Annotated in this window: 23 protein-coding genes, 1 pseudogene and 1 other annotated feature; of the genes and pseudogenes, 11 read left to right on the top strand and 13 right to left on the bottom strand. The window is 49.3% G+C overall.

Annotation, left to right across the window (positions count from 1 at the left end; translation table 11 throughout):
• The first annotated feature begins 325 nt into the window (after positions 1–325).
• On the top strand, positions 326–1,684 hold the full coding sequence (locus ACE15A_RS09620) for a hypothetical protein (protein WP_053508111.1): 1,359 nt from the start codon (positions 326–328) through the stop codon (positions 1,682–1,684).
• A gap of 14 nt (positions 1,685–1,698) precedes the next feature.
• Complete coding sequence (locus ACE15A_RS09615; RefSeq protein WP_129382408.1) at positions 1,699–1,923, top strand: hypothetical protein; 225 nt, start codon at positions 1,699–1,701, stop codon at positions 1,921–1,923.
• A 595-nt stretch (positions 1,924–2,518) separates the two neighbouring features.
• Here ACE15A_RS09615 and ACE15A_RS09610 read toward each other — a convergent pair.
• A pseudogene (locus tag ACE15A_RS09610) lies at positions 2,519–3,105 on the bottom strand (phage portal protein); the annotation flags it as partial.
• Positions 3,106–3,259: 154 nt separating this feature from the next.
• Between ACE15A_RS09610 and ACE15A_RS09605 the strand changes: the two are divergent.
• On the top strand, positions 3,260–3,400 hold the full coding sequence (locus tag ACE15A_RS09605; protein WP_023248028.1) for a Hok/Gef family protein: 141 nt from the start codon (positions 3,260–3,262) through the stop codon (positions 3,398–3,400).
• A 352-nt stretch (positions 3,401–3,752) separates the two neighbouring features.
• On the opposite strand, the gene ihfA is transcribed toward ACE15A_RS09605, so the two are convergent.
• From ihfA to ACE15A_RS09560, 9 genes are all read right to left on the bottom strand, one after another.
• The gene (gene ihfA / locus ACE15A_RS09600) at positions 3,753–4,052 is read right to left on the bottom strand and encodes an integration host factor subunit alpha (RefSeq protein WP_001229266.1); all 300 of its coding nucleotides are present in this window, start codon (positions 4,050–4,052) and stop codon (positions 3,753–3,755) included.
• A gap of 4 nt (positions 4,053–4,056) precedes the next feature.
• Entirely contained in the window at positions 4,057–6,444 is a 2,388-nt protein-coding gene (gene pheT, locus ACE15A_RS09595) for a phenylalanine--tRNA ligase subunit beta (RefSeq protein ID WP_053509385.1), read from the bottom strand.
• Between the two features lie 15 nt (positions 6,445–6,459).
• Positions 6,460–7,443 (bottom strand): phenylalanine--tRNA ligase subunit alpha, encoded by a 984-nt coding sequence (gene pheS, locus ACE15A_RS09590; protein ID WP_000018570.1) that lies wholly within the window; start codon positions 7,441–7,443, stop codon positions 6,460–6,462.
• A gap of 62 nt (positions 7,444–7,505) precedes the next feature.
• Positions 7,506–7,630 (bottom strand) — a sequence feature (Phe leader region).
• On the bottom strand, positions 7,581–7,625 hold the full coding sequence (pheM, locus tag ACE15A_RS09585; protein ID WP_001386830.1) for a pheST operon leader peptide PheM: 45 nt from the start codon (positions 7,623–7,625) through the stop codon (positions 7,581–7,583). It overlaps the preceding feature by 45 nt.
• A gap of 115 nt (positions 7,631–7,745) precedes the next feature.
• Positions 7,746–8,102 (bottom strand): 50S ribosomal protein L20, encoded by a 357-nt coding sequence (gene rplT, locus ACE15A_RS09580; protein ID WP_000124850.1) that lies wholly within the window; start codon positions 8,100–8,102, stop codon positions 7,746–7,748.
• Between the two features lie 50 nt (positions 8,103–8,152).
• Positions 8,153–8,350, bottom strand: a complete 198-nt coding sequence (rpmI, locus tag ACE15A_RS09575; protein WP_001124225.1) for a 50S ribosomal protein L35 — start codon at positions 8,348–8,350, stop codon at positions 8,153–8,155.
• Between the two features lie 95 nt (positions 8,351–8,445).
• Positions 8,446–8,988 carry a translation initiation factor IF-3 gene (gene infC / locus ACE15A_RS09570; RefSeq protein ID WP_001574431.1) on the bottom strand — a complete coding sequence of 181 codons (543 nt, stop codon included), beginning with the start codon at positions 8,986–8,988 and terminating at the stop codon, positions 8,446–8,448.
• A 3-nt stretch (positions 8,989–8,991) separates the two neighbouring features.
• On the bottom strand, positions 8,992–10,920 hold the full coding sequence (thrS, locus tag ACE15A_RS09565; protein ID WP_053509387.1) for a threonine--tRNA ligase: 1,929 nt from the start codon (positions 10,918–10,920) through the stop codon (positions 8,992–8,994).
• A gap of 259 nt (positions 10,921–11,179) precedes the next feature.
• Positions 11,180–12,034: a DNA/RNA non-specific endonuclease gene (locus tag ACE15A_RS09560; protein ID WP_053509389.1), complete on the bottom strand. Its 855-nt coding sequence runs from the start codon at positions 12,032–12,034 to the stop codon at positions 11,180–11,182.
• A 453-nt stretch (positions 12,035–12,487) separates the two neighbouring features.
• On the opposite strand from ACE15A_RS09560, the gene ACE15A_RS09555 reads away from it, so the two are divergent.
• Positions 12,488–13,447 carry a lipid A deacylase LpxR family protein gene (locus tag ACE15A_RS09555; RefSeq protein WP_023248023.1) on the top strand — a complete coding sequence of 320 codons (960 nt, stop codon included), beginning with the start codon at positions 12,488–12,490 and terminating at the stop codon, positions 13,445–13,447.
• A gap of 48 nt (positions 13,448–13,495) precedes the next feature.
• Here the strand turns inward: ACE15A_RS09555 and ACE15A_RS09550 are convergent, their stop codons facing one another.
• Positions 13,496–14,254 carry a YdiY family protein gene (locus tag ACE15A_RS09550; RefSeq protein ID WP_023248022.1) on the bottom strand — a complete coding sequence of 253 codons (759 nt, stop codon included), beginning with the start codon at positions 14,252–14,254 and terminating at the stop codon, positions 13,496–13,498.
• A gap of 288 nt (positions 14,255–14,542) precedes the next feature.
• On the opposite strand from ACE15A_RS09550, the gene pfkB reads away from it, so the two are divergent.
• The 3 genes from pfkB (at position 14,543) to ACE15A_RS09535 (ending at position 16,829) form a co-directional block, all read left to right on the top strand.
• Complete coding sequence (gene pfkB / locus ACE15A_RS09545; RefSeq protein WP_053509391.1) at positions 14,543–15,475, top strand: 6-phosphofructokinase II; 933 nt, start codon at positions 14,543–14,545, stop codon at positions 15,473–15,475.
• Between the two features lie 96 nt (positions 15,476–15,571).
• Complete coding sequence (gene ghoS / locus ACE15A_RS09540; protein WP_053509393.1) at positions 15,572–15,862, top strand: type V toxin-antitoxin system endoribonuclease antitoxin GhoS; 291 nt, start codon at positions 15,572–15,574, stop codon at positions 15,860–15,862.
• A gap of 106 nt (positions 15,863–15,968) precedes the next feature.
• On the top strand, positions 15,969–16,829 hold the full coding sequence (locus tag ACE15A_RS09535; RefSeq protein WP_053509395.1) for a fructosamine kinase family protein: 861 nt from the start codon (positions 15,969–15,971) through the stop codon (positions 16,827–16,829).
• 57 nt (positions 16,830–16,886) lie between these two features.
• Here ACE15A_RS09535 and ACE15A_RS09530 read toward each other — a convergent pair whose 3' ends face one another.
• Positions 16,887–17,423, bottom strand: a complete 537-nt coding sequence (locus ACE15A_RS09530; RefSeq protein WP_000222158.1) for a YniB family protein — start codon at positions 17,421–17,423, stop codon at positions 16,887–16,889.
• A gap of 148 nt (positions 17,424–17,571) precedes the next feature.
• On the opposite strand from ACE15A_RS09530, the gene hxpB reads away from it, so the two are divergent.
• The 3 genes from hxpB to tcyP all read left to right on the top strand — a co-directional run bounded on the left by hxpB (position 17,572) and on the right by tcyP (position 20,505).
• The gene (hxpB, locus tag ACE15A_RS09525) at positions 17,572–18,240 is read left to right on the top strand and encodes a hexitol phosphatase HxpB (protein WP_053509397.1); all 669 of its coding nucleotides are present in this window, start codon (positions 17,572–17,574) and stop codon (positions 18,238–18,240) included.
• 137 nt (positions 18,241–18,377) lie between these two features.
• Positions 18,378–18,977, top strand: coding sequence for a metal-dependent hydrolase (locus ACE15A_RS09520; protein ID WP_024149668.1), 600 nt, complete (start codon positions 18,378–18,380; stop codon positions 18,975–18,977).
• 136 nt (positions 18,978–19,113) lie between these two features.
• The gene (tcyP, locus tag ACE15A_RS09515) at positions 19,114–20,505 is read left to right on the top strand and encodes a cystine/sulfocysteine:cation symporter (RefSeq protein ID WP_001010654.1); all 1,392 of its coding nucleotides are present in this window, start codon (positions 19,114–19,116) and stop codon (positions 20,503–20,505) included.
• A gap of 102 nt (positions 20,506–20,607) precedes the next feature.
• Here tcyP and cedA read toward each other — a convergent pair whose 3' ends face one another.
• Positions 20,608–20,850 (bottom strand): cell division activator CedA, encoded by a 243-nt coding sequence (gene cedA / locus ACE15A_RS09510; protein ID WP_053509399.1) that lies wholly within the window; start codon positions 20,848–20,850, stop codon positions 20,608–20,610.
• 217 nt (positions 20,851–21,067) lie between these two features.
• Between cedA and katE the strand changes: the two genes are divergently transcribed.
• Positions 21,068–23,320, top strand: a complete 2,253-nt coding sequence (gene katE / locus ACE15A_RS09505; RefSeq protein ID WP_053509401.1) for a catalase HPII — start codon at positions 21,068–21,070, stop codon at positions 23,318–23,320.
• Positions 23,321–23,352 lie beyond the last annotated feature (32 nt).

Raw genomic sequence — 23,352 nt, 5'->3', positions numbered from 1 at the left:
GGACTGACCCTACTACAGTCAGTATCCAGCTTTCAGGAGAAAATTCACAGCATAAAAATCTTCAGTAAATTTCAATCCTGCAAATCGTGGCAGGTAACAATAATGCCTCGATATTATTAAACATCTCTTTTTATATGTTATTTAAGCATTATTTAGTTAATCCAGATGATAATACCAATTAGCTCATAATCGTAATAGTTTGTTTGATCATTGAAGTTTTCAAATGCTTTGCTCGCTCAATCAAGACAAGGTTTCATGATGGCAACTCAAAATTTTGTAAGATGATTAACCATGTGTTTTAACGCGTTCACTCAGGAGGTATAAAATGACAACAACACTTAATAACAATATAAAAGAATATTTCATAAAAAATAATTGTACATATGAATTGCAACCCGACGTTACTTTTCCAGTAACAATTCCTGCAAACCAGGACATTCTTATCAAGGTTGCCGGCAATGACACTACCCTTGTTGACGAAGAGCGGTGGAGTTCTCACGAAAAAACTTTACTCCCCTCGCTTATAACAAGTATAGGAAATAATGCAAAAGTTAAAATAGAAATAACACAATGTTCAAATGTCATCATTAACAAAAGATTATCGTTAGGTTCCTCCATTAATCAAAATGGAAGCAAGTCACAAGCTGCCCTTATTGATTCAGTCATTACTGGAACCATAGGACGTAATGTAACTTTAAAAATATTAATTGTAGACTCGGCCAATATCATACTCAATGCGCAAGATAGCAGCTTAATTATTAATGACGCCGAGCTAATTAAAGAAATAATTAATATAGATGATGGGGACAACCCTCTTGATAATTTTAAACTAGATGTAGAATTAATAAATTGCGCTAACATTCATTGTCCAGAAGATAATAAGGAGTGTGGAGTTGTTTCTATAAATGATGGTCAGTTAATAGACGAAATACTTGATTGTGGGGAAATAAAAAACAAGAGTAATATAAATATCAAAATAAAAGACAGTGCAAACGCACATGTCAACTCTATAAATATAGTTGAAGGAGAGTTAGTGGATGAGTTAATAGATTGTTTATCCATTGCAGATAGCTCTGTTGAAATCAAAATATCATCATCTGTATCAACATCTGCAAATACAATTTCTATTACAGAAGGGGAGTTGCTCGATGAAACAATGGACGTTAAAAACCATATCAGAAACAGTAAAATTGATGCAACAATCACCAATTCCGCAAATGCTTTCTACTCGGCGACAATGACTATTACAGGAGGGGAATTAATAGATGAGATAATAGACACTAATGAGATAACAAATTCAAAAATTGAAATAAAATTAACCACTAGTGGCTGTGCATCATACATTGGAAATAACGCAGGTCACACTTTTACCTTAACAAATGGTGAGTTGATCGATGAGATTATCGACTGTTCCAATAATATTAGTGATAATAACCCTATATCAATCACTGTAGAAAACAGCGCCAATCTAATAACACAAAACTCTTCAAACCACGTTCCAGTCTTGAATATAACTAATAGTCAACTATTGGATGAGTTAGTCGACTGCCCAAATATCAACAATAACTCTATAACTGTTGAAATATCATCTTCAGGAAACATTGCATTAGCGAATTCAATTTTAAATTCTTCTAATATGAATTTAATAGAACGTATAATTGATACAGAAAACACTACGAAATGACTAAGGAGATTGAAATGGCTATTAGCATCGGAAACACTGTAACTACGAATGTTTGTAAGAGTTTTAATTTACTCTGCATTTTTTCTGTCCCGTTAGGAGAACTAATAAATACAAATAATTTATTTGATAGTAATTTTTTAAAAAACAACAATATCTACCCCACAATTTCTTCCTCAGGTGAACCCCCCATTTCAGATGATTTTATCCAAGCCAAACCATGCTTCCCGCTATCGACCTAAGCAGACGGAGAAACCACGTAAAAACAATAAATTAGCAATAAGAAGTAATATGATAAATATCAGAAAGGAAGCCATTGACAATGAAAATAATAATTCAAATAATACTTCCACCAACTTTTATTTTTTCGTTCGTCAATGGTTCCTCTTTATGAATACACAGGATCGGTTCACTGATCCGCTCGCCGCAAGCCCAGATTAGCGAACCACGCAGCGGTGAGTCTGCCAGGGCGAGGAAGCGGAATTACTGATGACCTGAACATTTACGCGCCGCAACCTGAATAAAAGCGTTTGCCGCGCGCAGGTGACGGGGGAACAGCCTACGCAACGGCGGCTGGAAGGCAACCCGTCGAAAACATAGCTAAATCGCCGTGTGAGCGCCTTTGTGTACGACGAACTGGCTCGCATTCGATTGCTAAGGCGTGCACCTGTCTGCGTGATGCTGAGGCGTTATTTTTAAAGAGAGATTAAGTGAAGGCGTGGCCGCTAACGTGCTGAGATCCGGCAGGTTAATAAGCAGAAAGCAGGCAGGGATAGTGAAAAAAATTGATGCTGTATAGTGTGGCAGGTCATGGTCAGCGATAACCTACCAGAGGTATCAGGCGCTGTTCTGTTCCAGTAGTGCGTAAGGGTTAAACCGTACCACCTCTTCGCCAGGCCAGTCATTGATATATTTGAGGGCTTCCATTGCCGGATTAAGTTCATTGATAGCGAAGACGCGCACTGCTTTTTCAATGTCGCCAAACATCCCTTCTCGCCCGGCATAGCACCCAGCAATTGCGGCGGTACGCGATGAAAGGTCGGCACATCATCACGCGAAGACGCTTTGATATTCATAAACTCATCTTTGGCGGTGATTTGCTGGAATGGCAGGATCTACACCCCGTCTTTGCCCCCGCCAGTGATCGGGATCAGCAGGTTTTTAAACGCGCCGCCACCCCGCGATTCCGTTAACGTTTTTTTCAGCGCTTCCATGCTCTCGCGGTTAACGGCGGCTGTTCCGATGTGGCTAATGCAGCCCGCGTGTGAGCCGTTGTCATAGTAGTATTTGCGAAACTGATCCGCAGAACGTGAGAGACTGGCCGACAGCAACGCCCCGATATATTCAAGCATTCCGTAGATCTCCTGACTGATATCGGGATTAATGATGTGGCAGACCTCCCCGCACCGGAAGGCATAAACATCCCTACCGGATTCAGTGTACCAAGTCGCGGGTGCCTTCGATGCTGGTCGGAGGTCCACTGGAAAGGCCCCGGAAACATTACTGTTAACCGAGGCCCTAACCGTCTACCCTAAGCAAGTGATAGGTTAGTGCCTCTCCGAAAAACGAGCAAGCGCCATGCTGCAAAAACCGTTACTGGTCATCACAATTTTTGTGGTGATAGTCCTCACATTCTCCATGCTGCATGGATCGTTATGTGAAGTGCGTATGAAGTTTTGGGGAGCGGAGTTTGCGGCGTTCTTACAATGTAAGCAGTAAGGAAACCGCGACGGGGGTGCAATCCCTCGTCATTCGGTTGTTTAAGGTGACAATCATAAGGCACCCTTTCTCTACCGGGTATGTACGAAGTCAAAAAGTCGAAGCCCACGACGTCAAACCGTGGGCTTTTTTTGTATTCTGAATTTAAAAACGTGGTCACCTTGAGGATTATTCAAGCAAAAAAAATTAAGAATCAATAAGTTACATGAATAAAAAAGGCCGCAATGCGGCCTTTTTAGTTATACGCGTCATCTTTCAGGCTGACAGATACGCTGTCATCCCGCTGATCTACTTTCGGAATGGCAGCGTATCTGCCGCAATGCACCCTGATGGATGTTATGCCTGGATCTGATTACTCTTCTTTGGGCGAAGCGTTTTCGACCCGGCTCTTTAACTTCTGTCCGGGTCTGAAGGTCACCACGCGCCGTGCTGTAATAGGAATATCTTCACCCGTTTTCGGGTTACGCCCCGGACGTTGATTTTTATCACGCAGATCGAAGTTACCAAAACCAGAGAGTTTCACCTGCTCACCGTTTTCCAGAGCACGACGGATCTCTTCGAAAAACAGTTCAACCAGTTCTTTGGCATCCCGCTTGCTAAGCCCAAGCTTATCAAACAGATATTCTGACATTTCAGCTTTTGTAAGCGCCATAGGTTCAATCCCTCAATGATGCCTGGAATCGCTCTTTTAATGCCTCTACACATTTGGCGACGGTAGCGGCAATCTCCTCTTCTTCGAGTGTACGGTTGGTATCCTGAAGGATCAGGCTGATAGCGAGGCTCTTATAACCCTCCGCAACACCCTTACCGCGGTACACGTCAAACAAGTTTACGCCAACTACCTGATTTACGCCAACTTTCTTACATTCGGATAAAATATCCGCTGCGGGAACGTTTTCTGCAACAACAACCGCTATATCGCGACGGTTAGCCGGGAAGCGTGAAATCTCCCGCGCCTGAGGCACGATACGGTCTGCCAGCTTATTCCATTCCAGTTCAAACACCAGCGTACGACCATTCAGATCCAGTTTACGTTCCAGTTCAGGGTGAACAACCCCAATAAAACCAATACGTTCATCTTTCAGATAAATCGCCGCAGACTGTCCCGGATGCAGCGCCGGATTCATCTCCGCCTTGAACTGGATCTCACCCAGTTTGCCGGTTAAATCCAATACAGCCTCCAGATCGCCTTTCAAATCATAGAAATCAACGGTCTCTTTTGCCAGGTTCCAGTGCTCATCATAGCGGTTGCCACAAATCACGCCAGCCAGCATCAGATCCTGCCGAATACCCAGATTGGCTTGTGTATCCGGAACGAAACGTAAACCGGTTTCGAAAATACGCACGCGATTCTGCTGACGGTTCTGGTTATAAACCACCGTCGCCAGCAATCCACTCCACAGCGACAGACGCATCGCCGACATCTCAACGGAGATAGGGTTTGGCAACAGCAGCGCTTCTGCACCTGGGTGGATGAGCTGTTGTACTTTAGGATCGACAAAGCTATAGGTAATCACTTCCTGATAGCCTTTGTCGTTCAGCATCGTTTTAACCCGCTTCAACGACAGAGAGGCTTCACGGTGCGTACCCATGATTAAACCCGCCTGGATTGGCTCGTCCGGAATATTGTTATAGCCGTAGACGCGGGCGACCTCTTCCACCAGATCTTCTTCAATCTCCATATCGAAACGCCAGCTCGGCGCCACGGCTTTCCACTCGTCCTGACCTTCGGTCACTTCACAGTCCAAACGACGCAGAATATCACTGACCTGCTCATCCGCAATATGATGTCCGATCAGGCGATCCAGTTTACTGCGACGCAGCGTAATGGTGGCGCGTTTCGGCAACGTTGCTTCGTTGCTCACATCAATTATCGGACCCGCATCACCGCCGCAGATATCAAGGAGCAGACGAGTGGCGCGCTCTATCGCTTTATATTGCAGCGCCGGGTCCACCCCGCGCTCGTAGCGATGAGACGCATCGGTATGCAGACCGTGGCGGCGAGCGCGACCGGTGATAAACAGCGGATTAAAGTACGCGCACTCCAGCAGCACATTTTGCGTTTCGCCGTTCACGCCGGAATGTTCGCCGCCAAAAATACCGGCTATCCCCAGCGCCTTATGGTGATCGGCGATCACCAGCGTATCCGCATTTAACGTCGCTTCGCTACCGTCCAGCAGGACGACGGTTTCACCCTCTTTTGCCATCCGCACGACAATACCGCCATCAATGCGATCTTTATCGAAAGCATGCATTGGCTGACCCAGTTCGAGTAGCACATAGTTAGTGACGTCAACCACCGCATCGATGGAGCGAATACCGCAGCGACGCAGTTTCTCTTTCATCCACAGCGGCGTCGGCGCGTTAACATTGATGCCTTTTACCACCCGGCCAAGATAGCGTGGACACGCATCAGCGGCCTCTACCGTAATCGGCAGCGTATCGCTGATGGTTGCCGTAACCGGCGCCATTTCCGGCTCCTGGAGCGGCGCTTTGTTCAGTACAGCCACATCGCGCGCGACGCCGATGATGCCTAAGCAATCCGCACGGTTCGGCGTGACGCTAATTTCGATGGTATTGTCGTCAAGCTTCAGGTATTCACGAATATCGGTACCTGGCGGCGCATCCGCCGGCAGTTCGATAATGCCGCTGTGATCGTCGGAAATCCCCAGTTCGGAGAAGGAGCACAGCATCCCTTCAGACGGTTCGCCGCGCAGTTTCGCCGCTTTAATTTTGAAATCGCCCGGCAAGATGGCGCCAATGGTGGCCACCGCTACTTTCAGCCCCTGACGACAGTTTGGCGCGCCGCAGACGATATCCAACAGGCGTTCGCCGCCGACGTTGACTTTCGTTACACGCAATTTGTCAGCGTTCGGGTGCTGGGCGCACTCAACCACTTCCCCAACCACAACGCCATTGAAGCTTCCCGCGACCGGCTCAACGCCGTCTACTTCCAGGCCAGCCATCGTAATCTGGTTGGCCAGCGCATCGCTATCAATTGCCGGGTTAACCCACTCGCGTAACCACAGTTCGCTGAATTTCATTGTTTTATCCTGCCTTTATTTAAACTGTTTGAGGAAACGCAGATCGTTTTCGAAGAATGAACGCAGGTCGGTGACGCCGTAACGCAACATAGTCAGGCGCTCCATCCCCATACCAAAAGCGAAGCCGGAATAGATTTCCGGATCGATACCGACATTACGCAGCACATTCGGATGCACCATCCCGCACCCCAGCACTTCCAGCCATTTGCCGTTTTTACCCATCACATCCACTTCTGCAGAAGGTTCGGTAAACGGAAAATAAGAGGGGCGGAAGCGAATCTGCAGATCTTCCTCAAAGAAATTACGCAGGAAGTCGTGCAGCGTACCTTTGAGGTTGGTGAAGCTGATGTTGGTATCAACAATCAGGCCTTCCATCTGATGGAACATCGGAGTATGCGTCTGGTCGTAGTCATTACGGTATACGCGGCCCGGCGCAATAATACGGATCGGCGGTTGCTGCGCTTTCATCGTCCGGATCTGGACGCCGGATGTCTGGGTCCGCAGCAGACGGGTCGCGTCAAACCAGAAAGTATCATGATCGGCGCGGGCCGGATGATGACCCGGAATGTTTAACGCATCGAAGTTATGGTAGTCATCTTCGATTTCCGGGCCCGTCGCCACGGTAAAACCAAGCTCGCCGAAGAAGCTTTCAATACGGTCAATGGTACGCGTGACCGGATGCAGACCGCCGTTCTCAATACGGCGCCCCGGCAGGGAGATATCGATGGTTTCAGCGGCCAGACGGGCATTAAGCGCTGCGCTTTCCAGCTCGGCTTTACGCGCGTTAAGAGCCTGTTGTACCTGCTCTTTCGCTGCGTTAATGACTGCCCCGGCTGCCGGACGTTCTTCCGGCGGCAGATCGCGTAGGGTCGTCATCTGAAGGGTTAAATGCCCTTTTTTGCCCAAATATTCGACGCGTACATTGTCTAACGCGGCAACATCTGACGCCTGGTTAATGGCGGCCGCTGCATTGGCAACCAGCTCTGCGAGATGTGACATGGTTTTCCTCATTGTGTCGGTGAAGACACCGGTTCATTGGACGTAATCTCTCAATTTCAGGTACAAAAAAAGCCTCCATCAGGAGGCTTTTTTTGCGCTGTTTTTCGTTTCGTTTTTCACGCGCTAGCCTCCTGAGATCAGGTGCTAAAGTAAAAAAAGAAACGGAAAATAGCAGCGTTCATGCTTGCGTTACCTTATGTGGTAAGACCGGATATCCTTTATTGAAAAGGGTTACAGGTCAATTGTCAACTCACTGAACAGTAAATAAAAGAGAGGGAGCCAGGCTCCCTCTTTTCACTGGCTTATGCCAGAGCTGCTTTTGCTTTTTCAACCAGCGCGGTGAACGCGACTTTGTCGAATACGGCGATATCAGCCAGGATCTTACGGTCGATTTCAACAGAGGCTTTTTTCAGGCCGTTGATGAATTTGCTGTAAGAAATACCGTTCTGACGTGCTGCTGCGTTGATACGCGCAATCCACAGTTGACGGAACTGACGCTTACGTTGACGACGGTCACGGTAAGCATACTGACCAGCTTTGATAACTGCCTGGAAGGCAACGCGGTATACGCGAGAACGCGCACCGTAGTAGCCTTTGGCTTGTTTCAAAATTTTCTTGTGACGTGCGCGTGCAATTACACCACGTTTTACGCGAGCCATATGTGCTCTCCTGTATCTATTCTAATTAAAAAGTTAAAAACGTTAACGGCTTATGCGTACGGCAGGCACGCGATAACCAGGCCCAGATCGCCTTTAGAAACCATGGCTTTCGGACGCAGGTGACGTTTACGTTTAGTCGCTTTTTTGGTCAGAATGTGACGCAGGTTAGCGTGCTTGTGCTTAAAACCACCTTTACCGGTTTTTTTGAAGCGCTTAGCAGCACCGCGTACGGTCTTAATTTTTGGCATTTTAATAACTTCCACTTCGCATTGTTAATAAACGAAACATAGGCGAACAAAACCTGTGAAGCCCGAAGGCTTCACAGAATTGTTACTTGAAGGCCTTACTGTTTCTTCTTAGGAGCAAGCACCATGATCATCTGGCGGCCTTCGATCTTCGTCGGGAAGGATTCGACCACTGCCAGTTCTTGCAAATCGTCTTTCACGCGATTAAGCACTTCCATACCGATTTGCTGGTGGGCCATCTCACGACCGCGGAAACGCAGCGTGATTTTGGCCTTATCGCCCTCTTCGAGAAAGCGAATCAGGCTGCGGAGTTTTACCTGATAGTCGCCTTCATCTGTCCCAGGACGGAATTTAATTTCCTTCACCTGGATAACTTTTTGCTTTTTCTTCTGTTCCTTAGAAGACTTACTCTTTTCATAGAGGAATTTGCCGTAATCCATTATACGACAAACCGGCGGCTCGGCGTTAGGGCTGATTTCGACTAAGTCTACTCCGGCTTCTTCAGCTTTTTCCAGAGCTTCTCTCAGACTCACAATACCAAGCTGCTCGCCTTCCAGACCTGTTAAGCGAACTTCTTGCGCGCGAATTTCGCTATTAATACGATTCGGACGCGCCGTTTGAACTCGTTTTCCGCCTTTAATACTTTATTCCTCCAGTTGTTGAAGACTGCGGCTGCGAATCTCTTGTTGCAGCTTCTCAATCACGTCATTTACGTCCAGACTGCCCAGGTCTTTACCGCGGCGGGTGCGAACGGCAACTTTGCCTGCTTCCACCTCTTTATCACCACAGACCAACATATAAGGGACACGACGTAAAGTGTGCTCGCGGATTTTAAAGCCAATCTTCTCATTTCTCAAGTCTGCTTTTACACGAATGCCTGCATTTTGTAGTTTCTGCGTCAATTCGTTAACATATTCAGACTGCGAATCGGTAATATTCATCACCACTACCTGAACCGGCGCAAGCCAGGTCGGGAAGAAACCAGCGAACTCTTCGGTCAGGATACCGATGAAGCGTTCCATCGACCCAAGAATCGCACGGTGAATCATTACCGGCACCTTACGCTCGTTGTCTTCGCCTACATAGGAAGCGCTCAGACGAGACGGTAAGGAGAAGTCCAGCTGTACTGTACCGCACTGCCATGCACGATCGAGGCAGTCATATAGGGTAAATTCAATTTTCGGACCGTAGAATGCACCTTCACCCAGTTGATACTCAAACGGGATATTATTTTCTTCCAGCGCAACCGCCAGATCCGCCTCAGCACGATCCCACATCTCATCGCTGCCAATACGTTTATCAGGACGAGTGGAAAGCTTGACGACGATCTTCTCGAAGCCAAAAGTACTGTACATATCGTAGACCATACGAATACAAGCGTTAACTTCATCGCGGATCTGCTCTTCTGTACAGAAGATATGCGCATCATCCTGCGTAAAGCCGCGCACGCGCATCAGACCATGCAGAGCGCCTGATGGCTCGTTACGGTGGCAGCTACCGAATTCCGCCATACGCAGCGGCAAATCACGATAGGATTTCAGACCCTGGTTAAAGATCTGAACATGGCCCGGGCAGTTCATCGGCTTGATGCAATATTCGCGGTTTTCTGAAGACGTGGTGAACATCGCATCTTTATAGTTGTCCCAGTGCCCGGTTTTTTCCCACAACACACGGTCCATCATGAACGGGCCTTTAACTTCCTGATACTGGTACTCTTTGAGTTTAGAACGAACAAAGACCTCCAGCTCGCGGAAGATAGTCCAGCCGTCGTTATGCCAGAACACCATGCCCGGCGCTTCTTCCTGCATATGATACAGGTCGAGCTGCTTACCAATTTTACGGTGGTCGCGTTTTGCGGCCTCTTCCAGGCGCTGCAGATAGGCGTTCAGGGCTTTTTTATCTGCCCATGCCGTACCGTAAATACGTTGCAACATCTTATTATTGCTGTCGCCACGCCAGTATGCGCCGGCGGTTTTCATCAGTTTAAAGTGATGGCAGAAACGCATATTCGGCACGTGCGGACCACGACACATGTCGACATATTCTTCATGATGGTACAAGCCAGGCTTATCATCATGGGCGATATTTTCATCAAGAATAGCCACTTTGTAAGTCTCGCCGCGCTTCACGAAGGTTTCGCGCGCGTCGTGCCAGCTCACCTTTTTCTTGATAACGTCGTAATTTTTCTCGGCGAGCTCATGCATCCGCTTTTCGAGCGCTTCGACATCTTCCTGGGTTAGCGTGCGGTCAAGATCAACGTCATAGTAAAAACCGTTGTCAACAACCGGGCCGATCGCCATTTTCGTGTGCGGCCAGAGTTGCTTGATGGCATGACCTAACAGATGCGCGCAAGAGTGACGAATGATCTCAAGACCCTCTTCATCTTTTGCGGTGATGATGGAAAGCGTCGCATCATTTTCAATCAAATCGGAAGCATCAACCAGCTCGCCGTTCACACGGCCCGCAATGGTGGCTTTCGCCAGGCCAGGACCAATGTCCAGCGCAACATCCATCGGGCTTACAGGGCGGTCATAATGGCGTTGGCTGCCATCAGGAAGAGTAATAACAGGCATGTTATATCCTTATTTGCAGTGGTGACCCATACGCAAGATCACATACAAAGAGAAAATTAATTTATTGACAGTGAGTTGTGTATCCATCTAACCAACAATTGCTAAATTGGCGCACAACCTTCGGCACAGACGAAAATCGATATTTTCGTCCGGCATGACGATGGTAACATTAATAAAAGGGAGATTGCATCACTCTGTATCAAATCAAGGTCTTTGACAGGATTTCCCCGTTATCTTTCTACGTTCCGCATAGCGCTTCTCATCGACAACCTAACTTCTGCGCCAGGTTCCCCTTTGTTGTTTTCACCTCGCTGGCTACCGCTTCAGGCAAGGCAGACCACAACGTCAGCACTGGCTTCGTTTTACGTTCGATAGTGTCCACGGTAACCTGATAGTCGCAAAAACTTGCTGAACGGGGCGTATTCTGATCCATGATAAACGCGGCATAATTTCCTTCACTTTTTGACGGCGCCGTTCCGGTAAATAGAACCTTCCAGTACCCGCTGGGAATTTCTACCGTAGCATCTTCTGGCAATGTAGCGATATGCCGTTCAAAAAGAGGACCGGTCACCACATGTACTACGGATATATCACCCTGTTTGGCAAGTTCGCGCACCCGGTTTTCCAGTGAAGCCCATGCCCCCTGGTTCAGGGCGGATTTCTGCGGCGTAATATTCGATAAATAATTTAACGACGGCCAGTCAGATACGCCGCCCAATCCCGCCAACGGCGCCTGATGTCCCCTATCGACTTTTAATAGTGCATGGGCATTTTTATAGGCGGAAGGTGCCAACGTATCCGAGGGCGATAAATCGGGATCTTGCGCCCAGTTTCGCGGGCGACCGCTTGCCTGGCTGGTTTTTGTCACGCTATAGGCAACCCAGTTGGCAAATTTCGTGGCGCTATTATTATTGAGCGTATACGCATAGCGGTAGATTGTTTGTTGACTTCCTCCTTGAGGGCAACCAACGCTACAGTTATCAGGTTGCTGAGCGAGTATTTTACGATGGGGTAACTCGGGTGCCGATGTTGTATCCTGGGGGTGATACGATGTTGCACATGCGCTTAATAAAATTACGGGCAGTAATTTTAATAGGTTAATGGTTTTATACACTCTGCATTCCTTAATAATAACCACCCTAATAAGTAAGGAGGTAAGAATTTGGTTATATTAACCTACCAGTCGTTAAGTGACCTCATCATTAAGGACAACTCTACCACAGCAAAAATTAATAACAGGTAAACATTAAAATCATAAAAGAAAATGAGCTTAAAAGAATACAACATGATATTCATGTTGATACCGAAGGGCATCATATTATATGCATAATCGTGAAACCAACCGTTGTTCGCACTCAGATAGTGAATGAGAAAATGGGTATTCAATAACATCTGGCGCAGATTTTTTAACACCATTTTTCAACATTAAGACAACGTATCCTCTCAATGACTCGCTGCTGGCAGGAGTTTAGTTATATTAGCGGTTTAATAAGCACTGCGCATCATGCCGCTGTGCTTATTGCTTTGTGAAAATAAGATTATTCACTTTCATATTCAGGGGTAAAAAGTGAACAAATACAGCTATTGCGCAACGATGCTTGCCGCCATACTCAGTACGACCACAATGGCTAATGCCAGTAGCCTTGCTATTTCAGTGGCGAATGATGATGCAGGTATATTTCAACCATCCTTAAATGCCCTTTATGGGCGCCAGGCTGCAGACCGGGGTGATTATACCGTCGGGCTATTTTTAGGTTACAGCCACGATCTCACAGACGCCAGTCAGCTCTCTTTTCATATCGCCCAAGATATTTATTCTCCGTCAGGCGCTAACAAGAGAAAACCCGAAGCCGTCAAAGGCGACCGTGCCTTCAGCGCATTTCTTCATACCGGACTGGAGTGGAATTCATTAGCCACGAATTGGCTACGTTATCGTTTTGGTACCGATATCGGTGTTATTGGTCCTGACGCAGGCGGTCAGGAAGTTCAGAATCGAGCGCACCGAATAATAGGCGCAGAAAAATATCCCGCCTGGCAGGATCAAATTGAAAACCGTTATGGTTATACGGCAAAAGGAATGGTGTCCCTTACACCAAGTATTGATATTCTTGGCGTCAATGTGGGCCTCTATCCAGAGATATCTGCTGTCGGCGGCAATCTCTTCCAGTATTTGGGTTACGGCGCAACCGTTGCGCTGGGAAATGATAAGACCTTCAACTCTGATAATGGGTTTGGGTTACTGTCCCGCCGAGGGTTAATGCATAGTCAAAAAGAGGGATTGATATATAAGGTATTTGCTGGCGTTGAGCGCAGGGAAGTTGATAAAAACTACACGTTACAGGGGAAAACGCTGCAAACAAAAATGGAAACGGTGGACATTAATAAAACCGTGGATGAATATCGCGTCGGTGCTACCATCGGCTATTCTCCCGTCGCATTCTCTCTTTCTTTAAACAAAGTCACGTCGGAATTTCGCACCGGAGACGACTATTCTTATATAAACGGCGACATCACCTTCTTCTTCTGAGACGTCGCTACGGAATAACCGGGTTACACAACGTAACCCGGAGCAAGATTACATCTTATAGCCCAGCGTTACCGTAGTGCGACGATCGGTATGTTCAGGCGCTGATTCAGGCGGCTGCGAGTTCCACGTCAAATTATACCCCACCTTTAAGCCAAAATGTTCGTTAATGGCGACATTGAGGGCCGTTTCCGAATTTAGTGTGGTGTCTTCTGCGCCAAATACTGACACCCCCTGCGTAAACTTAGCATTGTCAGTTAACTGCCAGGCATAGCTGCCGGAAGCATAACCCAGCGGCTGCGTTTCAGTGGTATCGTCCGTATGTTCGTCATAGCGAACCCCCGGACCGAATTCAAAACGAAAGCTGTGCACTGGACCATTAAGGAACTGCCGCCCGTAACCGGCGGTCAGTACGTCGCGCTGACGATAACCGTTGAAACGGTCTGTCAGCCAACTGGCCTGGCCAAAGGCATAATCATAATCCGTCATATTAAAACGGTTACGCGCGCCTACCGCATATTTTTCTGAAGAGCGTTCATCATTAGAGGAGGTATTGCTGGCATTGCCCCATAATGACCAGGCGGTACGTTGTCCGTACCAGGTCATCGCTGTGTCAGCCGTTAAGGAAGAACTTTTGGTATTGCCTGACTGGGCAAGGTAACCCGCATTCAGATTACCTTCAAAAGGTTTCTTCGCGGTAGAGGGATCATCCATGACAGTAAAAACGGAATCATCGGCGGCAGCATACAGAGACGCGAACACGCCACCCGCCAGCATAACTGCAGCGGGTACTGTCTTCAAAAGCTTCATTTATAAAGAGTCCGTACAACTAAAAAAGAGACCACGACGGTCCCGGAAACTTTCATAGGGATCAATGACAAACGCCCCTGGAAAGGTAACGAATTATAAGAAGCCCCGAATAACATAGCAATCAATTACTATTTCATTTTTTGAATAAGAACCCTCCCAAAGCATTAATTTATTTATATATCTTTATACCGTACTTTTTTAAATAAAGATTCGGAAAATCATATCGTTAATTCCTTCACTTTCCGGGGATTAAGTGCCAGACTGAAATCAGCCTAACAGGAGGTAACGATGGTACGTATCTATACGTTGACGCTTGCGCCCTCTCTCGATAGCGCAACAATCACGCCGCAAATTTATCCCGAAGGTAAACTGCGGTGCTCCGCGCCGGTATTCGAACCCGGCGGCGGCGGTATTAATGTCGCCCGCGCCATTGCGCATCTTGGCGGCACCGCGACCGCGATTTTTCCGGCCGGTGGCGCTACCGGCGAACATCTGGTCGCACTACTGGCTGACGAAAATGTCCCCGTTGTTACCGTCGATGCGAAAGACTGGACGCGTCAGAACCTGCACGTCCACGTCGAGTCCAGCGGCGAGCAATATCGTTTTGTTATGCCCGGCGCCACGCTGGACGATGACGAATTTCGTCAGCTTGAAGAACAGGTGCTGGAAATTGAATCCGGGGCAATCCTGGTTATCAGCGGCAGCCTTCCGCCCGGCGTTAAGGTCGAGAAACTCACACAACTGATTTCCGCCGCGCAAAAGCAAGGTATTCGCTGCATTATTGATAGCTCTGGCGACGCGCTCACTGCCGCGCTGGCGCTTGGCGATATCGAACTGGTGAAACCTAACCTGAAAGAATTGAGCGCGTTGGTCAATCGTGATCTGACGCAGCCTGATGATGTGCGTAAAGCGGCCAGGGAATTAGTGCAAAGCGGCAAAGCGCGCCGGGTAGTTGTTTCTCTGGGGCCGCAAGGGGCGCTGGGTGTAGACAGCAAGAATTGCATCCAGGTTGTTCCTCCCCCGGTGAAAAGTCAAAGTACCGTCGGCGCAGGTGATAGTATGGTGGGTGCTATGACGTTAAAACTGGCGCAAGACGCGTCGCTGGAAGAGATGGTGCGCTTTGGCGTGGCGGCAGGCAGCGCCGCTACGCTCAATCAGGGTACGCGTCTGTGTTCTCGTGACGATACCCAAAAAATATACGCCTATCTTTCCGCGCAATAATCGCCTCCCCCTCGCCGAGGGGGAAATCGGAAAATCGGTTGACGGGCGGCGTATCCGCCTCTGTTAAAAACACATTTACTTCCAACGAGGTGAACGATGGCCAGTGGCGATATTACCCGTTATGTGATTACCGTAACCTTCCATGAAGATTCCCTGACCGAGATTAACGAACTCAATAACCATCTGACGCGAAGCGGTTTTTTGCTGACGTTAACGGACGGTGCAGGAAATGTGCATGAACTCGGCACCAATACGTTCGGCTTTATTAGCACTCAGAGCGCTGATGAAATCAAAGCGCTTGTCGCCGGACTGGCGAAAAGCGCGTTAGATAAGGATGTCGACATTACCATAGCGACCTGGGAGGAGTGGAGTAAAAACGCACAATAAGTGCCATTCCCGCCGCGGCACGTCCGCGATGTGCGTTAGTTCGTATTTTTTAACCGCATTTTTGCGCTAACCTTATGATCTGGCAGACAACGTGGGGAGAGACATTATGTGGCAAGCTATCAGTCGTCTTTTAAGCGAGCAAGTCGGTGAAGGCGAAATCGAACTGCGTAATGAACTGCCTGGCGGAGAAGTTCATGCCGCATGGCATTTACGTTATGCAGGCCATGATTTTTTCGTGAAGTGCGATGAACGAGAAATGCTTCGCGGTTTTACCGCTGAAGCCGATCAGCTGGAGCTACTCTCCCGCAGTAAAACCGTTGTTGTGCCTAAGGTATGGGCGGTAGGTTCGGATCGGGATTACAGCTTTTTAGTCATGGACTATCTCCCGCCCCGCCCGCTGGACGCTCATAATGCGTTTATTCTTGGGCAACAGCTGGCGCGCCTGCACCAATGGAGCGATCAACCACAATTCGGTCTCGATTTTGACAACGCGCTCTCTACCACGCCGCAGCCGAATACCTGGCAACGCCGTTGGTCGACTTTTTTCGCCGAACAGCGCATTGGCTGGCAGCTTGAACTCGCCGCGGAAAAAGGCATTACCTTTGGTAATATTGACGCCATTGTTGAACATGTTCAGCAACGTCTGGCGTCGCATCAACCACAGCCTTCTCTTTTGCATGGCGATCTATGGTCAGCGAACTGCGCGCTTGGCCCTGACGGGCCCTATATCTTTGATCCAGCCTGCTATTGGGGCGACAGAGAATGTGATCTGGCGATGCTGCCGCTGCATACCGATCAGCCACCGCAGATTTATGACGGCTATCAGTCCGTTTCGCCGTTACCGCTGGATTTTCTCGACAGGCAGCCGATTTACCAGCTCTACACCCTGCTTAATCGGGCAAGGCTGTTTGGCGGTCAACAACTGGTCATTGCGCAAAAAGCGATGGATCGGTTGCTTGCGGTATAGGTACGGATCTATGCCGGATACGCTTCGCATACCACACGCTATCCGGCATTTTTCAGATTACATGAAACCTAATAAAGAAAAGAAAAAGTAGCCGAGCACGATAATAATGACTGGCAAAATATAGAGCGGGAAAAACTGTAAAAAGATGGTATGGTGCGGCACCACGATACGTGACTCTATCTGCTCACGCGTTAACCCTTCCGCGCCTTTTGCTTTTTCCAGAATCAACTGATCTTCCACGCCTTCACGTAAAAAACGCGACTGGCGGCTCATTCTGGCGCCGGAATCCTGCATCGCCAGCCCGACAAAAATCAGAATAAAAATGAGCCAGAAACCGATATTCAGGCTTCCCTGAAAATTCGGCGTCGGCGAGTTGTACCAAAAAACATTCAGAAACGGCGTATTCACGCGCATCATGTCTATCATTACGTGGGTAAAATCCAGCATTACCGCATTTATCCCCTCCTGCTTTTCACTGTGCGCATACATAAATTTAAGGACTGAGATGAGCGTGGAAAGCAGTGCCGGAATAAAAATAACCCACCCTACAACTCTTTTTAGGATTGCAATGCGTCCAGCTTGTTGATACGTCATGAGTTCCCCTTGATAAAGACGCGTCGTTTTGGCCTAAGTCTACCTGTTGATTCCCATTTTCGCCTGATCTTTAAGGGCGATATACTAAGAACATAGTCATAATGAACGCTTAATCCGTTATTTTTTAATCTCAACAGGAGAGGTTGTGATGTCAACCCCGCGTCAAATTCTTGCGGCAATTTTCGATATGGATGGACTACTGATCGATTCCGAACCGCTCTGGGATCGCGCTGAACTGGATGTGATAGCAAGTTTAGGCGTAGATATTACTCGACGCCATGAGCTGCCCGACACGCTTGGGCTACGCATTGATATGGTTGTGGACCTCTGGTTTGCGCAGCAACCGTGGAACGGCCCCGATCGCCAGGAAGTGACAAACCGTGTTATTGCCCGCGCGATTACGCTTATCGAAGAGACACGCCCTCTTTTGCCGGGCGTGCGTGAGGCCGTGGCGCTGTGCAAAGCGCAGGGGCTATTAGTAGGGCTGGCCTCGGCATCGCCGCTACATATGCTGGAAAAAGTGCTCACCATGTTTGAACTACGCGACAGTTTTGACGCGCTGGCTTCTGCGGAAAAATTGCCCTACAGCAAACCGCACCCGCAGGTCTATCTGGATTGTGCGGCCAAATTAGGCGTTGATCCATTAACCTGCGTGGCGCTGGAGGATTCGGTGAATGGTTTAATCGCGGCTAAGGCGGCACGAATGCGCGCCATTGTAGTGCCAGCAGAAGAAAACCAGCATGATCCGCGCTTTGCGCTGGCGAATGTCAAACTTAACTCGCTGACGGGGCTGACGGCGGCGCATCTACTCGGTTAAGATGTTTCCGAAACGAAGTCAACCGTCGATTAGCCGCTGAGCCAAGTGGCAAGCGGCTTTGACAGAGACAAAGAGTTACAACGTCACCACTTCCGCCTACTGTATAAAAACCCTATACTGTATGAATTGACAGTTTGGTGGGTTTTATCATGACGGCGGAAGGACATCTTCTTTTTTCTATAGCCAGCGCGGTTTTCGCCAAGAATGCCGAGTTAACGCCTGTCCTTGCGCAGGGCGACTGGTGGCATATTATTCCTTCGGCTATTTTGACCTGCCTGCTGCCGGATATCGACCACCCCAAATCTTTTCTGGGTCAGCGCCTGAAATGGGTATCGAAACCGATCGCCCGAGCATTCGGTCACCGGGGGTTTACCCATAGCCTGCTGGCGGTCTTTGCCCTACTGGCGACCTTTTATCTCAAGGTACCGGATACGTGGATTATCCCGGCGGATGCGCTGCAAGGCATGGTACTCGGCTATTTAAGCCATATCGTCGCGGATATGCTCACGCCCGCGGGCGTTCCCTTACTGTGGCCGTGCCGCTGGCGTTTCCGCCTGCCTATTCTGGCGCCGCGCAAAGGCAATCAACTGGAGCGATTTTTATGTATGGCGTTGTTTGCCTGGGCAGTGTGGATGCCGCAGTCGATTCCGGAAAACAGCGCCATACGCTGGTCTTCGCAGATGATCACTATCCTGCAAATGCAGTTCAATCGTTTTATAAATCACCAGATTGATTAGTAAAACAACGTAAAAGTCATTTTTGGCATAAACCATTCCATTTGAATATAAGAGCCAGCTCACAGTTCTGCTAATCTTGCGCCAACAGAATCGCTAAAACAGATCGCTTCATAATAAAAAAATCAGGAGAACGGGGATGAATTTTCCATTAATCGCGAACATTGCGGTGTTCGTCATTCTGCTGTTTGTACTGGCGCAGGCCCGTCATAAACAGTGGAGTCTGGCTAAAAAAGTACTTGTCGGCCTTGTGATGGGCGTGATCTTTGGTCTGGCCCTGCACACCATTTATGGCGCTGACAGTCAGGTGTTAAAAGACTCAATTCAGTGGTTCAATATTGTCGGCAACGGTTATGTGCAATTGCTGCAAATGATTGTGATGCCGCTGGTATTCGCCTCTATTTTAAGCGCCGTGGCACGACTGCATAATGCCTCTCAATTGGGGAAAATCAGTTTTCTGACTATCGGCACGCTGCTATTTACTACCCTTATCGCGGCGCTGGTGGGCGTGCTGGTAACCAATCTGTTCGGACTGACGGCGGAAGGTCTGGTTCAGGGCGGCGCGGAAACCGCGCGTCTGAATGCCATTGAGACGAGTTATGTCGGCAAAGTGGCCGATCTCAGCGTGCCGCAACTGGTGCTCTCTTTTGTGCCGAAAAACCCGTTTGCGGATCTGACTGGCGCAAACCCTACGTCTATTATCAGCGTGGTGATTTTCGCCGCGTTTCTGGGCGTTGCCGCGCTCAAACTGCTGAAAGATGATGCGCCAAAAGGCGAGCGCGTGCTTGTTGCTATCGATACCCTGCAAAGCTGGGTGATGAAGCTGGTGCGTCTGGTGATGCAACTTACGCCTTACGGCGTACTGGCGCTGATGACTAAAGTGGTTGCCGGCTCTAACCTGCAGGACATCATTAAGCTTGGAAGCTTCGTGGTAGCGTCATATCTTGGTCTGGCGATAATGTTTGTGGTTCACGGCATACTATTGGGCGTGAACGGGATTAGCCCGCTGAAATATTTCCGCAAGGTATGGCCGGTGCTGACATTTGCCTTTACCAGCCGCTCCAGCGCCGCCTCCATTCCCCTAAATGTCGAAGCGCAAACCCGCCGCCTGGGCGTGCCGGAGTCCATCGCCAGCTTTGCTGCCTCTTTTGGCGCAACCATCGGTCAAAACGGTTGCGCCGGTCTTTATCCTGCGATGCTGGCGGTAATGGTTGCGCCGACGGTCGGCATCAACCCCTTAGACCCCGTATGGATAGCCACGCTGGTGGGTATCGTTACCGTAAGTTCGGCGGGTGTTGCCGGCGTTGGCGGCGGCGCGACCTTCGCCGCGCTGATTGTGCTGCCTGCCATGGGCTTACCGGTCACGCTGGTCGCGCTGTTAATCTCCGTCGAACCGTTGATTGATATGGGCCGTACCGCACTGAACGTGAGCGGCTCAATGACCGCTGGTACGCTGACCAGCCAGTGGTTGAAGCAGACCGATAAAACCATCCTCGATAGCGAAGAAGACGCCGAACTGGCGCATCGATAATACATTATCGGCAGTTCACATCGTTTGAGACACGACGCTCAACAACTCAAAATGTCTGTCACTAAAAACGCCGGTCTCCAGTACCGGCGTTTTTGTTTTTTCTTAGTCAGCGATTTCGTTTTCCTGGCGAACCTGATTCGCCCAACGCTGCGCCGATTCTGGCACACTAAAGGCGGGCGACCGTTGAAATGACTCCCCCATCAGAACAAAGGCAACATACTTACCGCGCAGTATCCAGACGTCGCGAAACGTATCCATTTTTATCGCATGTTCCGGCGGCGCGGGTTCAACACGCGGAATATAGCTAATAATCGGGCGATTTTGCTGGCGAAGAGGTTTCATCATTAATGCTTCACTAAAAGAGGCTAAGGCTAAAAATCAGAAAAACACTATTTTAGCCGATCTTCGCCCCCGACGTCCTGCCCCACGCGTGCGATTTCCCCGTTGCGCCTTTTTCTGCCGTTCCGCTCTCCCCCGGCATAATTGCTGAAATGTTCTATAGTTAGAGTGATTTTGACTACTACCACGCCCATTTCAGTGATGAAAGCAGGAGACGAGTTCAATGTCGCATAATGAGAAATCCTCCCATCAGTCCCCCGTGCATGATACCCGTGAATCACAGCCTGGTCTGGATTCCCTGGCGCCATCAGACGGTTCACATCGCCCCACGCCAGAACCGACGACGCCGGGCGCACAACCAACGGCCCCCGGCAGCTTAAAAGCGCCCGAGACCGCGAATGATAAGCTCACCGCCCTCGACGCCTTTCGTAAAGGCAGCGAAAATTATGCGCTAACCACCAATCAGGGCGTGCGCATCGCCGACGATCAAAATTCTCTTCGCGCCGGCAGCCGTGGCCCTACGCTGCTGGAAGATTTTATCCTGCGCGAGAAAATTACCCATTTTGACCATGAGCGTATCCCGGAGAGGATCGTTCACGCCCGCGGCTCTGCAGCACACGGCTATTTTCAGCCATATAAAGACCTGAGCGACATCACGAAAGCCGCGTTTCTGTGCGATCCACAGAAAATTACCCCGGTCTTTGTTCGCTTTTCGACAGTACAGGGCGGTGCAGGGTCTGCTGATACCGTACGTGATATCCGCGGTTTTGCGACCAAATTTTATACCGAAGAGGGAATTTTCGATCTCGTCGGCAATAACACTCCGATCTTTTTTATCCAGGATGCGCATAAGTTTCCGGATTTTGTGCACGCCGTTAAGCCCGAACCACATTGGGCTATTCCGCAAGGGCAGAGCGCGCATGACACCTTCTGGGACTATGTTTCCTTACAGCCTGAGACGCTGCACAACGTCATGTGGGCAATGTCGGATCGCGGCATTCCACGCAGTTATCGAACGATGGAAGGGTTCGGCATTCACACCTTCCGCCTGATCAATGCGCAAGGGAAAGCGACCTTTGTCCGTTTCCACTGGAAACCGTTGGCAGGTAAAGCCTCGCTGGTGTGGGATGAGTCACAAAAACTGACCGGTCGAGATCCGGATTTTCACCGCCGGGATCTGTGGGAGGCCATCGAAGCGGGCGATTTCCCGGAATACGAGCTGGGCCTACAACTTATTGCAGAAGAGGATGAATTTAAATTCGATTTTGATCTGCTCGATCCGACCAAACTGATCCCGGAAGAGTTGGTGCCAGTACAACGCGTCGGCAAAATGGTGTTAAACCGTAATCCGGATAACTTTTTCGCTGAAAACGAACAGGCGGCATTTCATCCGGGACATATCGTTCCCGGCATTGATTTTACCAACGACCCGCTGTTACAGGGGCGTCTGTTCTCTTATACCGACACGCAAATCAGCCGCCTGGGCGGGCCAAACTTCCACGAAATTCCGATTAACCGCCCCACCTGCCCCTACCATAACTTCCAGCGTGACGGTATGCACCGGATGGATATCGACACCAATCCGGCGAACTATGAACCGAACTCCATTAATGACAACTGGCCGCGCGAAACGCCACCGGCGCCAAAACGCGGCGGCTTCGAATCATACCAGGAACGCGTGGATGGAAATAAAATCCGCGAGCGCAGCCCCTCTTTCGGTGAATATTACGCGCACCCACGCCTGTTCTGGCTCAGTCAGACGCCGATAGAGCAGCAGCATATTATTGACGCGTTCAGCTTTGAACTGGGTAAAGTCGCCCGCGCGTATATTCGGGAGCGGGTGGTCGATCAGTTAGCGCATATTGATGTCACGCTGGCTCAGGGCGTCGCGCATAATCTCGGTTTTGAGCTCACCCATGAGCAAACGCAAATTGCCCCGCCTCCTGATGTCAACGGTCTGAAAAAAGATCCGGCGCTCAGCCTGTATGCGGTGCCAGACGGCGATGTTAAAGGCCGCGTGGTCGCTATTCTGCTGAACGACAAGGTTAACGCCGCCGATCTGCTTACCATTTTGCAGGCCTTAAAAGCCAAAGGCGTCCACGCAAAACTGCTCTATTCACGGATGGGTGAAGTAACGGCTGATGACGGTTCAACCTTAACCATTGCAGCAACCTTTGCCGGCGCGCCGTCGCTAACGGTCGATGCGGTAATAGTACCGTGCGGCAATATTGCCGATATCGAGAGTTGCGGCGATGCCCGATACTACCTTCTGGAAGCCTACAAACATCTGAAGCCCATCGCACTGGCAGGCGATGCCCGACGGTTTAAGGCGCTATTAGACATTGATAATCAGGGAGAAGAAGGACTTATTGAGGCAGATAACGTTGACCACCACTTTATGGACACCCTGCTAACGCTGATGGCGGCACACCGTGTCTGGTCGCGTGCCGGGAAAATTAACGCGATTCCTGCATAAACGGCAAAAAATGCGGCGCATTCTTGCGCCGC

The sequence above is a fragment of the Salmonella sp. HY31 genome (assembly GCF_042604575.1).
Classification (GTDB): Bacteria; Pseudomonadota; Gammaproteobacteria; order Enterobacterales; family Enterobacteriaceae; genus Salmonella; species Salmonella diarizonae.
The sequence above is the reverse complement of the archived record's forward strand: the minus strand, read 5'-3'. Positions and strand labels throughout refer to the sequence as shown.

Bases quoted from the DNA above. Each gene is read 5' to 3' on its own strand.
- ACE15A_RS09620 (WP_053508111.1), top strand. From the start codon at position 326: ATGACAACAACACTTAATAACAATATAAAAGAATATTTCATAAAAAAT.
- ACE15A_RS09615 (WP_129382408.1), top strand. From the start codon at position 1,699: ATGGCTATTAGCATCGGAAACACTGTAACTACGAATGTTTGTAAGAGT.
- ACE15A_RS09605 (WP_023248028.1), top strand. From the start codon at position 3,260: ATGCTGCAAAAACCGTTACTGGTCATCACAATTTTTGTGGTGATAGTC.
- ihfA (WP_001229266.1), bottom strand. From the start codon at position 4,052: ATGGCGCTTACAAAAGCTGAAATGTCAGAATATCTGTTTGATAAGCTT.
- pheT (WP_053509385.1), bottom strand. From the start codon at position 6,444: ATGAAATTCAGCGAACTGTGGTTACGCGAGTGGGTTAACCCGGCAATT.
- pheS (WP_000018570.1), bottom strand. From the start codon at position 7,443: ATGTCACATCTCGCAGAGCTGGTTGCCAATGCAGCGGCCGCCATTAAC.
- rplT (WP_000124850.1), bottom strand. From the start codon at position 8,102: ATGGCTCGCGTAAAACGTGGTGTAATTGCACGCGCACGTCACAAGAAA.
- rpmI (WP_001124225.1), bottom strand. From the start codon at position 8,350: ATGCCAAAAATTAAGACCGTACGCGGTGCTGCTAAGCGCTTCAAAAAA.
- thrS (WP_053509387.1), bottom strand. From the start codon at position 10,920: ATGCCTGTTATTACTCTTCCTGATGGCAGCCAACGCCATTATGACCGC.
- ACE15A_RS09550 (WP_023248022.1), bottom strand. From the start codon at position 14,254: ATGAAGCTTTTGAAGACAGTACCCGCTGCAGTTATGCTGGCGGGTGGC.
- pfkB (WP_053509391.1), top strand. From the start codon at position 14,543: ATGGTACGTATCTATACGTTGACGCTTGCGCCCTCTCTCGATAGCGCA.
- ghoS (WP_053509393.1), top strand. From the start codon at position 15,572: ATGGCCAGTGGCGATATTACCCGTTATGTGATTACCGTAACCTTCCAT.
- ACE15A_RS09535 (WP_053509395.1), top strand. From the start codon at position 15,969: ATGTGGCAAGCTATCAGTCGTCTTTTAAGCGAGCAAGTCGGTGAAGGC.
- ACE15A_RS09530 (WP_000222158.1), bottom strand. From the start codon at position 17,423: ATGACGTATCAACAAGCTGGACGCATTGCAATCCTAAAAAGAGTTGTA.
- hxpB (WP_053509397.1), top strand. From the start codon at position 17,572: ATGTCAACCCCGCGTCAAATTCTTGCGGCAATTTTCGATATGGATGGA.
- tcyP (WP_001010654.1), top strand. From the start codon at position 19,114: ATGAATTTTCCATTAATCGCGAACATTGCGGTGTTCGTCATTCTGCTG.
- cedA (WP_053509399.1), bottom strand. From the start codon at position 20,850: ATGATGAAACCTCTTCGCCAGCAAAATCGCCCGATTATTAGCTATATT.
- katE (WP_053509401.1), top strand. From the start codon at position 21,068: ATGTCGCATAATGAGAAATCCTCCCATCAGTCCCCCGTGCATGATACC.